This is a genomic window from Gemmatimonadota bacterium, assembly GCA_026706845.1.
GTDB lineage: Bacteria > Latescibacterota > UBA2968 > UBA2968 > UBA2968 > VXRD01.
In genome coordinates, this window is record JAPOXY010000043.1 from 1 (window position 1) to 15,839 (window position 15,839).

A 15,839-nucleotide genomic window follows, 5' to 3' on the forward strand; every position below is an offset into this window, starting at 1 on the left:
GCATAGTGAAATAAATCCCAGACACAAACGTTTACGCCACAAGCGGCTTACAAATGAATCGGTACACACAAAAGGTCCAGTAATTAGCTGGACCTTTTGTATTTGAATTATCGAACTGATAACTGAAAGGGTATGAGGTATAAGTGCGCCAATTCCTCAAACCTATTCATCTGCTATAGCAGCCGCATCATCTGCTTCTGCTTCAACCTGACTGTTTGATGTCAAAAACTCATACGCTTTATTTAACACCAATACGGCCTTGGGAATATCGTTCACCTTCAAGCTATTGGTGCTTTGCCAATTCCCTTCTTTATCCAGATAACTTCGCTGAAATGAAACCGTGCGTACAGTGAAAGATTCTTCACCGCGCTTGTATTCATTTTCAAAAATCGAAGCACTACACAGACCATGACGGAATGTAATTTCGGGTTGTGCCATCCTGTTTCACCTCCCCTCTATTTGGCAAAAGATTAAGATACAAAATACGTCTCGCTTCTCATTTCAAGAGCGCGACTCGCTGTGTAAATGTCGCTTCTTTGTCTTTTAAAAGGACGATATAAATTCCAGAACCCACAGATACTCCAAAGTCATTTTTACCATCCCATATACGCCGATAATATCCGGCTGGCAAATGCTGTTGAACCAACCGTCTGATGGGTTGTCCCAAAATATTATATATAGTCACATAAACAGGACCTCCTGTAGTGTAAAAACCCAATACAGTTGTAGAATTGAAGGGATTCGGTGATGGGTAAATGCCCTCTTTGTGATCCTCTTCGATAAGATTATTAACTGTCTGGTCTTCAACCTGAAAAGCAATGGGTTTTCCCGCCCCAATCAGGGTGTCTGATTTCGCCTCTGAAATTGGTGATTTTCCGGGCGACATTGTCCGCCCGTCTGATATTTGGGGATGTAATAGCGGAGGATTATCGCGCGAAAATAGCCATGAAACGTCTGGTGTAGCTTTTGGCACGCGCACAGACCGCGCCACGGTCTTGCCATCGGACATGATCAGATGGACGACATCGCCACCGCTACTGAGTCCATTTCCAATCTGACCTTCAGCAGACAAGACGGTGCCAGAGATGCCCACTGGCGTTCCCCCACCAAAAATGGTGATATAACCACCGGGTAAGAGCACGATATTATCGGGAAAAGAGAAAAACTGAGAGATAATAATATCGTCATCGCCGATGAGCCATCCGCTCAGGTCGAGCGTATCCGCACCGATATTAGTCACTTCGACAAAAGCATCCGCATGTCGATCAATAATCCCATCGTTATTGGCATCCACCTGTTCGGGCAACATCAGGATTTCGGAAAATACCAGACCGTTGGGGACAGTCAATCCTTTGGGGTCAATTGCATCATCACCATGCCCTAAGCGTCCGACAGATATAGATTTTCCTTTGTATATCTCATTGTGTAATAGATAATTACCATTATCGTCTCTCGCAAAGGATATGCCCTGACGCGCGTTCTCATACGTCATTTTAGAGACCACTGTACTCCCATCTGGTGCCAGTAACTGCACGGTATCACCTCCATTGGCCAGGCCATCGCCAATGCGGCCGTCATCGGCAAATATTCGCTCGCTAACTGGCATATCCCCCCCACCAAAGAGCACTACCACTGCTTGCGTATCGAGCACTGTGTTATCGGGAAATCGAAAAAGTTTTTCCACAGGTACATCGTCATCTCCGAGGTAATAGCCACCAATATCGATGGGATGTACGCCTAAATTTGCTATCTCGACAAACTCATCCTGATAGGTGTGTCGCCCCCCATCGCCATTGGTATCGCCTGCATCGCCTGCGGCGGGATTGGGATAGACTTCAGAGATTACCAGACCTTCAGGAGGTTGGAATATGTCGAGTGCCGCCGTATTTATGGAAGGCCCCTCTTGTCCATCCGGTGATGTACCGGGCGACATCGCGTGCCCGTCGGGGATTTGGGGGTGTAACTTTGGAGGGGCATCAGGCGAAAATAGCCATGAAACGTCTGGTGTAGCTTTTGGCACGCGCACAGACCGCGCCACGGTCTTGCCATCGGACATGATCAGATGGACGACATCGCCACCGCTACTGAGTCCATTTCCAATCTGACCTTCAGCAGACAAGACGGTGCCAGAGATGCCCACTGGCGTTCCCCCACCAAAAATGGTGATATAACCACCGGGTAAGAGCACGATATTATCGGGAAAAGAGAAAAACTGAGAGATAATAATATCGTCATCGCCGATGAGCCATCCGCTCAGGTCGAGCGTATCCGCACCGATATTAGTCACTTCGACAAAAGCATCCGCATGTCGATCAATAATCCCATCGTTATTGGCATCCACCTGTTCGGGCAACATCAGGATTTCGGAAAATACCAGGCTGTCGGGGATAGTCACCAACTCGGCCAATTTTTCGGGCTCAATCGGATCATCACCTGGCTCTAAGCGTCCGACTGAGGTAGGCTCCTCCTCGTATATCTGATTGTGTAACAGATAATTGCCGTCCTCATTTCTGGCATAAGATACGCCTCTGGTCGAGCGTTCATACGTCATTGAAAATACCACTGTACTGCTATCGGGTGCCAATAACTGCACGGTATCGCTCCAATTGGACAGTCCATCGCCAATGCGACCGTCATCAGCAAAAACCCGACCGCTAATCGACATATCCCCCCCACCAAAGAGCACTACCACTGCTTGCGTATCGAGTACTGTGTTATCGGGAAATCGAAATAGGCGGTCTGCAGAGACATCGTCATCACCGAGAAAATAGCCGCCAATGTCAATGGGATTCTCGCTCAGATTCGCCACTTCTATAAACTCATCCTGATAGGTATGTCGCACTCCATCGCCATTGGTATCACCTGCTTCCCCCCAAGCGGGATTGGGATGCACCTCCGAGATCACCAATGGCGGTTTTTCTTTTTCTAACACCCGGATATACGTGTGAAGACTCTCGCGACCACGCCAGAAAAACCCGACCTCCGTCTCACCGACACGCACAGCAACCACCTTGTTGCTCTGTTCAATTCGCACGATCGTAGTATCCCACGATACCCATAAAACTTCATCCTCAATACGCCTTGTTTCCCCAATTTCGTAGCTATAAATTGCGGGTATCAGTGAAACGGATTCTCCTTCTCTCATGGTCAGATATTCGGGAAAAGACTGGAGTATATCGAAAAGCGACCGTGGTTTGCCTGGCGAAAACAATCCCCTGCCAGGGTCAGCACTGTGCAATACCCACCTGCCAGTCCCTTCTGGATACCGCACCAGAGATTGATCTTTTCCCCCCTCTTTCCCCCATTCTGCTCTTGCAATCGTATCGTTTGAAGTTGTGATGAGAAATACCGCGTCTCCCGAATTGCTCAATCCCCCGCCGATCTTACCATCATCGACAAAAACTTGGCCTCCAAATCCGGTTGGCGTCCCTCCGCCAAAAAGTACGATATATTCGCCTGGATCAATCCGTGTATCAGGTGGAAAGGTGAACGGCCCTTTTGAGCCGGGTTTCAAGTCCGACAATTGCCATCCGCCGATTGCAATAGACTCCGCCCCGGTATTTAGTATTTCCACAAATTCGTCCTCGTAGCTGTTCTGAGTTCCATCACCATTGGCATCGCCTCTATTTCCCGATGGTGGGTCTGCAAGGACCTCATTGATCACGACAACTGCTTCAGCGGAAAAAACCTGTGCTAACAAAAGCACTCCCAATATCACAACAATAATCCAGTATCTCACTATATTGACCTCGCGCAATGTTTTTTAGATCAGGGCATCTGCAAATCGCGTGCCAAAATCTGAAAAATTCCGCAAGTGACACTAAATCAGTGAGTTACGTTTCTGAAAGATTGTATAACCAGACTATCTGGGAGTACGAATTGTTCAATTTTGCGGCAATGAATGAATCAAATTTTTCACTAAATAGCCCCCGACCACTAAAGTGACCGGGGGTTATTTTTTCTTGACGTATAGCCTCTTATTGGTTATGTCTTCTAACCAACAGGAGGAGGATACTATGGACTGTAAATTACCCGAAGACTTTCACACAGTTCTCCAAATAGAGAATGCGTCTGAACGCTTTGACGAAGCCTTGCAAGTGGCCGAAAAAATTTCTGATGCTGGCGTTAAACTGTATCCCTACATGGACCACGCAGCGATCTTTACAGATCCTCCGTACCTTGTCGCGGGACCTCTAAAAACAATGGGTTATATTGCAGGTTGGGACACGAAGTGCTACCCTTCACCCGTCGATGAACGGGATTATATCAACGTGCCATCGGGTTTGCCTCCCGGGCATCCTGCCCTCGCACGCGGCTGGTTTCACTATGTCGCAGTGGTTCACCCCGTTGATCAACCCGCGCTTGATCAGATGCTCGGGCAGGGATACGGCAATCCCTTTATCCACCACCTGACATGGGGAATCGTGCCACCAGATCGAAACGGTGGAGATGATTTTGATTATGCATGCAGGATTATTTCTCACATGGTTAGCACGCGACAACGCATTGGAGGTTATCTCAATACAGAACCGGGAACCCTGATTATGGCGTTGCCTCCCAATATTACACAGCACCCACGATTTGAAACCACCCTTCCCCTATTGCTCGAAGGATTAGACTCCGATGCTTATCAGGTTGAAACCATGCAAGGTGGCGGGTTTCTGATTCAGTTTTTTGTGCTAACTGGCGGGCGGATTGAAGTTGCACTTCGCATCAATACCCAACAGACCTTTAATCCCAAAAGCGTACACAAAATCTCAGAAGACGAAATCAGCACTCAACAGACAGACTAAAGCATCTAAAGCGCCTTCCGCAGTCGCGCAGAGCTGATATTGAGTTCATCTCGATATTTGGCTACTGTGCGTCGCGCGATATTAATGCCTTCTTTTTCGAGAATATTTGATATGTGTTGATCGCTCAACGGATCCTGTACGTCTTCATCGCGAATGAGCGTTGCGATTTTTTCTTTTACACTTCTGGCAGAGATATCGTCGTCGTCGTATCGACTCAATCCTCCATCAAAAAAATATTTCAACTCATAAACGCCATGCGGTGTTTGCACGTATTTGCCATTGCTCACACGGCTGATGGTCGATATGTGCATCTGCACCTTATCAGCTACTTCTTGAAGCACCATCGGCTTGAGAAAACCAGGACCTCGGTCAAAGAAGTCAATCTGATTTTCGACAATACATCGCATGACCTTTAACATGGTTATGCGTCTTTGGTGAATCGCATTGATAAACCAGCGCGCAGAATTGAGTTTTTCAACGACAAATTTTTTGGTCTCTCGCAGTTTTGGATCATTTCGCCCAGATTTGTCAGATTGTCTGAGCAAAGAGCGATAAATTGGGCTGACACGCAATTCTGGCAGTGTGCGATCGGTCAGGGAAACAACGTACTCGTCACCGATCTTTTGGACTTCGAGGTCGGGAATGACGTGATTGAGATTCAATGTCGGTTCAGGCTCAATATTGGGCTTGGGATTAAGCGATGCGAAGACTTCTTCGACAATGCGCATATCATCAATACTTGTGTCGAGCGCCTGGCTGATCTGGCCGAACCGGCGTTTGATCCAATCGTCGAGGTGATTGCGCACCACTTTTGCAACCAAACCGTTTGTGATATTTTTTTCTTTTAACTGAATCAACAAACACTCTTGAAGGTTTCGTGCACCAACACCTACGGGGTCAAATGTCTGGATAACGCCCAAAATGCGTTCCACGTTATCGTGACTGACCCCAAGTTCATCAGCCACTTCCCCTGTCGAACATCCCAAAAATCCGTCTTCATCAATATTGCAAATTAGATATTCGGCGATGATGCGATCGCTCGGCGAAAGATCCGTAACTGCTACCTGTTCTAAAAGTGAATCTCGAAGCGTTTTTTGAGTGGTGCTGTCGTTGTGCCGGTCTTCGATGGATTCAAATTCTTCGCGTGGGCTGGCATACCCGGATTCATTTAAGTAGTGGTCCCAGTCTTGTTCATCAAATACGTCTGTATCGAGTGTGTTTAAATCCAATTCTTCGAATTCCAATTCTTCAAGGGGGGCTTCATCCTGCTCTTCGGTATCATCTTCGTCATCCAGTTCGGCTTCGGGTTCTTCTTGCTCCAAATCCCGGTTAGCGTCTTCATCGATTTCCAGAAGCGGATTGATCTCCAATTCTTGTCGAATTAATTCCACTAATTCCAGAGTTGGCATTTGGAGCAGGTGCAAAGATTGGATAAGTTGCGGTGCCAGTTTTTGCTGGAGCATCTGAGATTGTGTATGATCAAGACCAATCATAGTTTACACTTTCTCCACAGTATCGCCAATCCGTATCGCGCCAGAGCGAATGACCTTTGCGTTGATTCCGCGCAACTGAAGCTGTTTGCCCACGGGAGAACTGATAAATTTCAGCGCGTCCAATCCAAAACGCGCGGCAAATTTTTTACAGCCCGTGTGCGGTTGATCTGTTACCTCGATCACCGCTTCCCCCAGACTCAGTCTGGTACCCGGTGGCACATTATCTGCGCTCAAATCGAGATCCATATACAATTGATCCCCCGCCAGTGCCCAACGCTCCTTTTTCTGTGCCAACAGGGCAATCACGCGGGCGTTCATAATGTTGAGTTGCATATCTGGATGGGCCGCCCCATCTGCGGTTTGAGAACTGCCGCGTGTTTTCCAGTTGTCGCCCACGAGTCCTTCAAACAGATCGAGTTCGCCCACTTCCAGGACCTCCCGCGCCTCAACCTGCGGCCGTCGCACAATCAACGCCAGCACACCAGTATCTGGGGGCGACTGACGAATATCTTCCAATCCCGCTTCCAACTCTGCCATTGTTACATGTTTCATTCTTGTCCTCATTGGTGTTCAATAAAGAGAAAAGGCAACTTTAAATAAAATAACAAATAACGGATAGGATTGTAAACCCTTTTCCCCATTTGTCACGAATCCAAACGAAACCGGTCACCCAGATAAATGCGACGCGCTTCGTCGCTTGCTGCCAATGCCTGGGATGTACCTGATAGGAGAATCTTTCCCTCGGAGAGCAAATAGGAGCGGTCTGTAATCGCCAGAGTTTCTCGCACATTGTGATCAGTAATCAAAACCCCAATATTCAGGCGTTTCAATTCGGCAATAATATTTTGAATATCTTCAACTGCACGCGGATCCACGCCGGCAAATGGTTCGTCAAGCAGCATAAAAAGCGGATCTCGAGAGAGTGCCCGTGCGATTTCCAGTCGGCGCGTTTCGCCGCCCGATAAACTATCTGCGCGTTGGTGCGATAAATGTCCAACTCCCAGATCTTTCAATACTTTGTGGGCGCGATCTAACCGTTCTTCCTTACCCATTTTCTCGTATTCGAGCACGGACAGTACATTTTCCAACACGGTCATCTTTCTAAAAACTGTAGATTCCTGTGCCAGATAACCAATGCCCAGGCGTGCGCGGCGATACATGGGCAATGCAGTGATGTCTCGATCACCTAAAAAAATGTGTCCTGCATTTGACGAAATTGCGCCGACAATGAGGTAAAAACAGGTGGTTTTTCCCGCGCCATTAGGCCCTAACAGGCCAACAATTTCACCGGGATTGACAATCAAGTTGACCTGATTGACAACCAGACGCCGTGCGTATTTTTTTACCAGTCCCTCGGCTCTCAGGTTCACGGCGCATCCTCCAATTCAGCAGCATAGTGCCCTCGCACAGCGCCCTCCGCCCGGATAGATGACAACTGTCCCGGGGTAAATTTCAAAAGGAGATAATCCCCGGAAACTGTCACATCGTCGCTATCTTGCGTGATCCGCGTGCAATATGCTTCATCGGAAATTGCCATCTGGGCTAACTCGCCATTGGAAAACCACAACACACACCGCTTGCCTCCCAGACGGCTTTCCGATAAGCTGTCCTGGGCAATATAAGAACCGATGCAGCCATCAGATAGTGTCAAACTATCCAATTTTCCATCTCTATAGGCCACTTTGAGGTCTCCACCAGACAACACCGCTCGCGACGTATCTCGCTCGCTCAGATTGAGTATCACATTTCCCCAGGCGTGCATGCGCTGTGGGGCCTCATCACGAAAGACAATTCGAGCAGAATCTGAGCGTATTTTTTGTGCATGACCACTGGCAAGTGCCATAGCATGGATACGTGTGCTATCTGAAAGTACCAGCGCACGGATGGTCTGATCAGATACATCCATAAGAATTTTTGTGCCTTGTGCCGAAACGGAATCGCGCCTACTGGGATTGGTCCAGGTCATCAAGGGCCTACCAGAAAGGACGATTGCAGAATCCGCATACGCGCCAGACCTGGCTTTTCCTCGCGTGTGTCCCTGACGCAAGATGAGGTTGCCATTGAGCAAGAGTTCTCGCCCGCGATTGGCAAAGGCAATAGAATCGGACTGCGTCTTGAGGGTATCGCCGTGTTCCCCTACTATCTGTAACTGTGTTTGGCCCCACAAATTTCCGCGCTCGCTGATTAAATCGTAGCGCAATTGAGAAGCGCGGAGGCTGCGGCCTTCCGGCAACAGAAGGATGACATCACCCTCGGCACTAAGCGAGTCCTCTTTGGTAAAAAACTGCACGATATGCGCCTCAAGCGTGTGCTGGTCGTCGCTTAGAAAGACCTGCCCCCGAAATATCGCGCGGTCTTCGCGGTCTTGAAACACAAGTGTATCAGCTCGAATTTCCCGCACCGTATCTTTGTAGCTCACTTGATGTACAAAAAGATAAATCGCATCTCCAACGCGTACATGTGCAGAATCGGCTTTTACAGTGAATTGGCGCAAGCTGTCTTCATACACCACGCTTCCGCGGTAATTGCGCTGTGTCTGGTCGTTTAAGAGCAGCGTTTTCACCCAATCTGCACTGAGCTTCTGCTCGGCATTTACTCCCGAACAGGTACATATAAACAGAACTCCGAGAATGCCCCGGAGTTCTGTTAGAAAAATAAAATAATGTCTGATATTTTTCACAGCTTTTTGCGTCTCATTCGCGTATTTACAAACAAAAGCGTCCATTGTTTCAGGTCTGACGAGGCATTAAAACCCACTCCTGTCTCCGTGCCATCGGGCCGAGAAATCATCACATAGCCGTCGCCCATAATGCGATCCTCATCGCGTTGCCAGCGCAGCGAATCCGTTTGTAGTTGCGTGCCGTCTCGTGCAACGACAACCACAGATTCATATACTTTCATATCGTCGCCCGATGCGTTAATTTCGCCCCTTTCAGCACTCAGCGTGGAAACTGTATCGCCCTGGGAATTAAAAAATACAACCCGAACCCCATCGGAAAATCGGGCGGGTTCATTTTCCGACACCTGTTGAAAAGAGCCAGCTCGAACCTGCGCTCGGGATTTGCCACGATCCGTAATCCGCGTGGACCAGTGCCACATTTCTCGGTTAACCGGCGTTTCTTCCACAGCATGTTCTACCCGATCAGCAGGAGCGCAGGCACACAGGGCGCACAATAGAACCTCAGACGCTTTTTTCAGAAATCGACGCATCACCAACTCGTTCCTTTGTATGAGCGACGACAGCTTCTACAAAACCGTAAAACAAAGGGGCGGGCTGTTCGAGGCGCGACTTAAATTCGGGATGGGCTTGCGTAGCTACAAAAAATGGATGATCAGGTAACTCGATAAATTCCATGAGTTTAGTGCCATCCTCTCGGCGGTGATACCCGGAGAAAATCAGGCCAAATTCATCGAGCAAATCGACGAATTTGGGCGATACTTCATAGCGATGGCGATGGCGTTCAATCACGCAGCGCTCGCTTTCGAGAAGAACACCCAGGCGGAAAGCCTCAGCCGGATTCTTGCTCAGTTGATCGATGCGCCATGCGTCTTCCTCCAGGCGCCCCGTGCGTTCATACAGGTCGAGTACGACACTCTCTCGGCGGAGTACAGCCACATATCCTCCCAGCCGCATCGTACCGCCAAAACGACTTTCTTCAATGATTTCTCGTTGGCTCATCTGAATATCGATCACGGCATGGGGCGTGTCGGGATCATTTTCAGCCGAATTGGCATCTTTCAATCCCACCGCGTTTCGCGCATATTCAACAATTGCCATCTGAAGTCCATAACACAGTCCGAGAAATGGCAGACCATTTTCACGCGCATAGCGAATGGCCTCAATCACCCCTTCGGCTCCTCCTTCACCAAAAGCCCCCGGCACAATAATGCCATCAAATTCTCCAAGTACATCTTCGACCCCTCCCATTTCGAGGCTGGCCGAATCAATCCAGGAAATATCGATGCGCGTGTCCAAATTGGCACCGGCGTGTTCGAGGGATTGGTTCACAGAAATGTACGAATCTGTAAATTCGTAATCGCCGATCTCGACGTATTTTCCAACCATCGCCACTTTCACCGTCTGTGAAGGCCGACGAATCTTCTGCACCAACTGCGTCCACCGCGTCCAATCGGGTTCTTTTTTGGGTTCCAGCCCCAGGTGAGCGAGCATTTTAACACCTACCTGCTCGCTTTCATAATGGATCGGAACCTGATATACGATATCCAAATCTGGCGCGGAAATAATGCGATCTTTTGGAATATTGGCAGAAACCTCAATTTTGCGTTTTCGCACCTCATCAACCGGTCGCGTGGCGCGGCAAATAATAAAGTCGGGCACCATGCCATGTCCGCTTAGTAGTTTGACTGCGTGTTGCGTGGGTTTGGTCTTCATCTCGTTGATATGATCGGGTACGGGCAAATAGCTAACCAGCACATACATAATATTAGCTTCGCCAATTTCCCGCTCCAGGCCCTTCATTGCAAAGAAAAATGGGATATTCTCATCGTCGCCAATGGTGCCGCCAATTTCGACCAGCGCGATATCGGACCCCTGTGCAGCCTGCTGAACCCGATTTTTGATCTCGTCAGTAATATGTGGGATCGGCTGAACGGTCTGTCCGAGATATTCGCCCCGCCGCTCGCGCTCGATAACCGCGTGGTAAATTTGTCCGGTTGTAAGATTGTTTGTGCGGGGCAAATCCAGGCCGAGAAACCGCTCGTAGTTTCCCAAATCGAGATCGATCTCGCCCCCATCATCCGTGACCCACACCTCGCCGTGTTCCGTGGGCCTGAGTGTTCCGGCATCGTAATTCAAATAGGGATCGATCTTTATGGCCGTGGTTTTATAGCCGTAATACTGCAAAATTTTACCGATAGAAGCCGTGGCGAGTCCTTTCCCCACGCCACTGATCACCCCCCCGGCAACCACGATGTATTTTGGTTCGCGATCATTTTTTTTCACAATGTGCCTCCATCTGTATTCGACAAAAGAAAATCGGCGGAAGTTTACCGCCGACACTTGTGCTTATTCAATTACTCTGGGGACGCGGAAGTGACCTTGCCCAGAAAGCGGGGCATTCGCCAGCGCATCTGACCGATCCAATGAACGTCCCATTACATCGTCCCGAAACGCATTTTCCAGGGGGAGTACATGCGCTGTTGGGGAGACCTCTGTTGTATCGAGTTGATCAAGTGCCGCAACATATTCGAGCATGCGGTTCAAGTCTTCGATTAGTTGCGCCTCTTCTTCCGGCGCAAAATCCAGGCGCGCAAGTTGCGCCACTTTTCGTACATCATCTTTTGAAACAGGCATAGGGAATCCTATCCTGGCTGAAGATTGGCAAATTTGACCATAAGGGTCTTAACGGCTCCACCGTCGAACCGCACTTTGAGTCTGGCTGTTTGTCCCGATCCCGTGCGGCTTTGAATCTGTCCACGGCCCCAGGCGGGATGCACGACCCAGGATCCGACATCCATCAAAAACGGTTCTCCCGGATTGACCCGTCGGGCGGGTTCTCTGCCCGATTTTCGACCTGGAGCACTGCTGACCTCGCTAATCTTAAAACCGGCATCGAGCAGGTCTTCGGGGATTTCGGACAAAAACTGCGAGGCCGAACAGGATACCGCACCGCCGTATCGCTGCCGCCGCATTGCATAAGACAAAAAGAGCCGATCCTGGGCGCGGGTAATGCCTACATAGAAAAGACGGCGCTCCTCTTCTAACGCATCTTCCATATTGCCCTCTTCGCCAGCGGTTCGCAAAATTGGAAACAGCCCATCTTCGAGGCCGGTAACAAACACAATGGGAAATTCCAGTCCCTTGGCACTGTGCAAAGTCATCAGTGTGACCGCATCCGCGGCATTTTCCCATTGATCCACATCTGTCACCAGCGAAACTTTCCGCAAATACGCCTCTAAAGAGATATCGTCCGACTGCTCGACAAAAAGCTGGATATCTGTCAGCAGTTCCGCGACATGCGCTCTTCGCGACATCTGTTCTTCTGGTAGAAGTTTCTCAAAATCGCCCAAATATCCGGTTTCATCGACAATTTTTGCGGCAAGTTCATCCGCGGGTATCGCTTCCATATCCACGCGAAAACCCTCGATCATGTCGTAAAACCGCTGCATCGCGTGAGCTGTGCGCTTCGGAATTGTATCAATAGCATCTAAATGTGCAAGTGCCTCATAGGGCGCAACCCCCTCGCGCATGGCAAACTCATCGAGCCGTCCTGTAGATGTCGCTCCAATGCCGCGGCGCGGTGTGTTAATCACGCGCCAAAAACTGATGGAATCGCGCGGATTGGCCACCAATTTGAGATATGCGAGCACATCCTTGACTTCCTTGCGCTCGTAAAATCGCACATCCCCCACGATTTGATACGGGATATTGGCGCGTCTAAATCCTTCTTCAAGGGCGCGAGACTGTGCATTGGTGCGATATAGCACCGCCATATCCCGGTAGGTATGCTCGCGCTTAAAATCTTGTGCCACACCGGCTATCCAGCGTGCCTCTTCTGCTTCATCGACACATCTTTTCAAACGGATTTTCTCGCCCCGCGTGCGATTTGTCCACAGTTCCTTCCCCTTGCGCCCCGCATTGTTGCGAATCAGGGCATTGCCAGCATCCAGAATAACCTGCGTGGAACGGTAATTTTGCTCCAGACGCACGACAAGTGCGTTGGGATAATCGGCTTCAAAATCGAGAATATTGCGAATATCTGCGCCGCGCCATGCATAGATGCTCTGATCATCATCGCCAACAACACATATATTTTGATGCTCCTCAGCCAGATGACGCGCAAAAAGGTATTGTGGACGATTGGTATCCTGATATTCGTCGATTAAAATATGTGAAAACTGCGTCTGGTAGGTCTGTCTTACATCCTCGTGATCGCGGATCAACTCCACGCTCAATGTCAACAAATCGTCAAAGTCAACGGCATTATTCTGCTTCAAGGCATCCTGATAATGGCGGAAGACCCGCGCGATTATTTGCTCCCGAAACGTGCTCGCACGCTGGGCAAATACATCGACGCCCACCATCTGATTTTTTGCCTGGCTAATCCGCGTGCGAATCAAACGCGCTGGAAAATCGCGTTCGGAAAGTTCCTCGTCGGCAATCACCCGTCGCAGAAGTGCGAGTTGATCTGTGGTATCGTAAATCGTAAAGTTGGATCTTAGCCCCACCCGTTCGGCCTGTGACCGCAAAAGACGCGCACATAAACTGTGGAACGTGCCAATCCACATGGTTTTGCACGAGCGATGAAGCAAGTCTTCGACCCGCTCGCGCATTTCTCCTGCGGCCTTGTTGGTAAAGGTCATCGCCAAAATCTGACGTGGATCAACGCCGCATTCACTCAACAGATAGGCGATGCGCCGCGTCAAAACGCGCGTTTTGCCAGATCCGGCCCCCGCGAGAATGAGCACGGGACCATCTACGACCTGTACAGCTTTGCGTTGTGCATCATTTAATCCATTGAGAATCGAAGACATAAGCCAGTTGTCAAAACCCCCAGGCCTCTAATCCCCTGTTACCAGTTTCTTTTTTTGCCAGGTATTTTCTCGTGCAGAAGCGGTTCTCTTTTTTGCAGCTACATGCTCTTGCAAGGTTCGTGTAAAAACATGACCGCCTGCGCCGGTAGCGACAAAATACAAATAATTGACATCCGCGGGAAAAAGTGCAGCCTCGATAGACGCACGTCCAGGACTGTTAATCGGCCCGGGTGGCAATCCCGCATGGCGATAAGTATTATAGGGAGAATCGAAGTCATAATCCTTGTAAAAAAGTCGTCGAGGTTCACCGGGAAGAGCATATTGCACCGTGGGATCGGCTTGCAGACGCATGCCTTTTTTCAGACGATTGTGATAGACTGCCGCAATCGTATCTCGCTCGGAATCCCAACTGGTTTCCCCTTCGATAATAGATGCGAGGGTGATCACCTCGTGAATACTCATTTCGAGTTCATCTGCGCGTCTCTGAAGCCGTTCTTCAAAAACAGCCTGACAGTGCTCAACCATCCTGCGCAAAACCTGTTGTTCTGATGCTGTTGTCGGAAAATTATAGGTTTCGGGAAATAAATAGCCTTCCAGATCTTTGGCCTGCACGGAAAGGGTTTTGCAAAAAGCGGCACTGTTCATTAACAACAGCAATTTATTCTGGTCGAGTTTTAATTTTTCAGATAAGATCGCCGCAACTTGTTTTTTTTCTAAACCTTCGAGGACCGTAACATCTTGCGTGACATCGCGTGAACGCTCCAACTCGAGCAAAATCTCCCAGGTCGTCATCTGACCGTCGAAAGGATGAATGCCAGCCTTCAGGCGGCGACTGCTCCCATTGAGTTGCGCGAGAAACTGCAGCAGTCGCGGGCTGTGGATCAGGCGCTTCCCATAGAGTTGATGACTGATTTGTTTAACGGTTGCTCCAGGTCGAATCTCGACCTCTTTCTTCCCCACTCCCGTTGGCCGATTAAAAATAAAAATCCCCGTGCAAGCAACCAAAATGCACACAATTGGCACAATGCTCAAAATAAAGAGAAACCGTTTCATGAGGGGCTATTTTCCTTTGTGTTGTAAATAGGTTTCGAGGATTAATACGGCAGCCATGCGATCTATTTCACCTTTGCGTTTTTTAGTCTGCATGGCCTGTAACTCGCGTTTTGCACCCGCCGATGAAAGCCGTTCATCAAACGTGCGAACGGGCATATTACACAAAACAGCGAGTTGGGAAGCGAAATTTTCTACAGCGCTCGCCATTTCTCCACAACTGCCATCCATGTTTAAGGGCAAGCCAATAACCACTTCCCCAACAGCCTCGTCTTCTGTGACCTGCGCGACCTGCGCGACACTATCATTGAAATTGCGGACTTTGAGTGTGGGCAATCCACGGACAGATATTTGCAATTCGTCGCATACCGCAAGACCAATGCGGCGCCTCCCAAAATCAACGGCTAAAATCCGCGTCATAATCAGGGTTGCCCATCAATATGGCCTCGCAAACGGTCGCGTTTTTCCATTGCAACTTTGTGCAGGGCAACCGCGAGTTCGCGTGCATCGACCTGTCCGCGTTTAGCATAGGGCAGCAAATCGTCTCTAAGAGCTTCTATTTCGTCAATATGCGCCCGAAGGATCAATGGATTATTCACCCTTATTCCCTTTGTTTGTATGACCATTGCGGTGGGGTTTGCCAAATTGAGGCGGCATCCCATACAGGGATTCGACAGCCGATGTGTCTGTAACAGGGCGATCCCACAGCGATTTGATAATGGATTGGAACATCACTTGCAGGGATCGCTTGCGATTTTTCAGGCAGAGCTTGCGAATGCGCTTTCGGGAGGTCCGCCTGGGTTCTTCGCGAATAAAATCAGCCGCACTGATCCCCTGCTCATGTGCGTGTTCCATCAGGTTGTTAAACGCTTCAATATCGGTATTGTCTGTCAAAACAGACAATATGCGTTCATCTTCGCTAAAATCTGGCTTTTCCATTTTTCTCTCCTTCAGGCAAACTTAAGCAATACACGCATTTCTGTCAATCAATCGACATAAAAAAATCAGG

The 15,839-nt window shown here is 49.2% G+C and carries 15 protein-coding genes; 1 reads left to right on the forward strand and 14 read right to left on the reverse strand.

Annotated elements, in window-relative coordinates:
* Positions 1-162 precede the first annotated feature (162 nt).
* Both OXG87_04395 and OXG87_04400 read right to left on the reverse strand, forming a co-directional pair.
* A complete protein-coding gene (locus OXG87_04395) occupies positions 163-438 on the reverse strand; it encodes a hypothetical protein (GenBank protein MCY3868773.1) in 276 nt (91 codons plus the stop codon).
* Between the two features lie 58 nt (positions 439-496).
* Positions 497-3,700 (reverse strand): lamin tail domain-containing protein, encoded by a 3,204-nt coding sequence (locus OXG87_04400; protein ID MCY3868774.1) that lies wholly within the window; start codon positions 3,698-3,700, stop codon positions 497-499.
* 316 nt (positions 3,701-4,016) lie between these two features.
* Between OXG87_04400 and OXG87_04405 the strand changes: the two genes are divergently transcribed.
* Positions 4,017-4,793, forward strand: a complete 777-nt coding sequence (locus OXG87_04405) for a hypothetical protein (GenBank protein ID MCY3868775.1) — start codon at positions 4,017-4,019, stop codon at positions 4,791-4,793.
* A gap of 5 nt (positions 4,794-4,798) precedes the next feature.
* Here OXG87_04405 and rpoN read toward each other — a convergent pair whose 3' ends face one another.
* The 12 genes from rpoN to OXG87_04465 form a co-directional block, all read right to left on the reverse strand.
* Positions 4,799-6,286: an RNA polymerase factor sigma-54 gene (rpoN, locus tag OXG87_04410; protein MCY3868776.1), complete on the reverse strand. Its 1,488-nt coding sequence runs from the start codon at positions 6,284-6,286 to the stop codon at positions 4,799-4,801.
* 3 nt (positions 6,287-6,289) lie between these two features.
* On the reverse strand, positions 6,290-6,838 hold the full coding sequence (locus OXG87_04415) for an MOSC domain-containing protein (protein MCY3868777.1): 549 nt from the start codon (positions 6,836-6,838) through the stop codon (positions 6,290-6,292).
* 92 nt (positions 6,839-6,930) lie between these two features.
* Positions 6,931-7,656: an LPS export ABC transporter ATP-binding protein gene (lptB, locus tag OXG87_04420; protein MCY3868778.1), complete on the reverse strand. Its 726-nt coding sequence runs from the start codon at positions 7,654-7,656 to the stop codon at positions 6,931-6,933.
* Entirely contained in the window at positions 7,653-8,966 is a 1,314-nt protein-coding gene (locus tag OXG87_04425) for a hypothetical protein (GenBank protein ID MCY3868779.1), read from the reverse strand. The genes lptB and OXG87_04425 overlap by 4 nt, the downstream gene beginning before the upstream one ends.
* Positions 8,963-9,496 (reverse strand): LPS export ABC transporter periplasmic protein LptC, encoded by a 534-nt coding sequence (lptC, locus tag OXG87_04430; protein MCY3868780.1) that lies wholly within the window; start codon positions 9,494-9,496, stop codon positions 8,963-8,965. The genes OXG87_04425 and lptC overlap by 4 nt, the downstream gene beginning before the upstream one ends.
* Positions 9,468-11,249, reverse strand: a complete 1,782-nt coding sequence (locus tag OXG87_04435) for a CTP synthase (GenBank protein MCY3868781.1) — start codon at positions 11,247-11,249, stop codon at positions 9,468-9,470. Before OXG87_04435 ends, lptC begins: the two co-directional genes overlap by 29 nt.
* A gap of 63 nt (positions 11,250-11,312) precedes the next feature.
* The gene (gatC, locus tag OXG87_04440; GenBank protein ID MCY3868782.1) at positions 11,313-11,600 is read right to left on the reverse strand and encodes an Asp-tRNA(Asn)/Glu-tRNA(Gln) amidotransferase subunit GatC; all 288 of its coding nucleotides are present in this window, start codon (positions 11,598-11,600) and stop codon (positions 11,313-11,315) included.
* Positions 11,601-11,608: 8 nt separating this feature from the next.
* Positions 11,609-13,780: a UvrD-helicase domain-containing protein gene (locus OXG87_04445; GenBank protein ID MCY3868783.1), complete on the reverse strand. Its 2,172-nt coding sequence runs from the start codon at positions 13,778-13,780 to the stop codon at positions 11,609-11,611.
* A gap of 27 nt (positions 13,781-13,807) precedes the next feature.
* Positions 13,808-14,833, reverse strand: coding sequence for an endolytic transglycosylase MltG (mltG, locus tag OXG87_04450; protein MCY3868784.1), 1,026 nt, complete (start codon positions 14,831-14,833; stop codon positions 13,808-13,810).
* Positions 14,834-14,839: 6 nt separating this feature from the next.
* Positions 14,840-15,250, reverse strand: a complete 411-nt coding sequence (gene ruvX / locus OXG87_04455) for a Holliday junction resolvase RuvX (protein MCY3868785.1) — start codon at positions 15,248-15,250, stop codon at positions 14,840-14,842.
* A gap of 2 nt (positions 15,251-15,252) precedes the next feature.
* Positions 15,253-15,429, reverse strand: a complete 177-nt coding sequence (locus OXG87_04460; GenBank protein MCY3868786.1) for a hypothetical protein — start codon at positions 15,427-15,429, stop codon at positions 15,253-15,255.
* The gene (locus OXG87_04465; GenBank protein ID MCY3868787.1) at positions 15,422-15,769 is read right to left on the reverse strand and encodes a hypothetical protein; all 348 of its coding nucleotides are present in this window, start codon (positions 15,767-15,769) and stop codon (positions 15,422-15,424) included. Before OXG87_04465 ends, OXG87_04460 begins: the two co-directional genes overlap by 8 nt.
* Positions 15,770-15,839: the final 70 nt, after the last annotated feature.

Bases quoted from the DNA above. Each gene is read 5' to 3' on its own strand.
- OXG87_04415 (MCY3868777.1), bottom strand. From the start codon at position 6,838: ATGAAACATGTAACAATGGCAGAGTTGGAAGCGGGATTGGAAGATATT.
- OXG87_04395 (MCY3868773.1), bottom strand. From the start codon at position 438: ATGGCACAACCCGAAATTACATTCCGTCATGGTCTGTGTAGTGCTTCG.
- ruvX (MCY3868785.1), bottom strand. From the start codon at position 15,250: ATGACGCGGATTTTAGCCGTTGATTTTGGGAGGCGCCGCATTGGTCTT.
- mltG (MCY3868784.1), bottom strand. From the start codon at position 14,833: ATGAAACGGTTTCTCTTTATTTTGAGCATTGTGCCAATTGTGTGCATT.
- lptC (MCY3868780.1), bottom strand. From the start codon at position 9,496: ATGCGTCGATTTCTGAAAAAAGCGTCTGAGGTTCTATTGTGCGCCCTG.
- OXG87_04465 (MCY3868787.1), bottom strand. From the start codon at position 15,769: ATGGAAAAGCCAGATTTTAGCGAAGATGAACGCATATTGTCTGTTTTG.
- rpoN (MCY3868776.1), bottom strand. From the start codon at position 6,286: ATGATTGGTCTTGATCATACACAATCTCAGATGCTCCAGCAAAAACTG.
- gatC (MCY3868782.1), bottom strand. From the start codon at position 11,600: ATGCCTGTTTCAAAAGATGATGTACGAAAAGTGGCGCAACTTGCGCGC.
- OXG87_04445 (MCY3868783.1), bottom strand. From the start codon at position 13,780: ATGTCTTCGATTCTCAATGGATTAAATGATGCACAACGCAAAGCTGTA.
- OXG87_04405 (MCY3868775.1), top strand. From the start codon at position 4,017: ATGGACTGTAAATTACCCGAAGACTTTCACACAGTTCTCCAAATAGAG.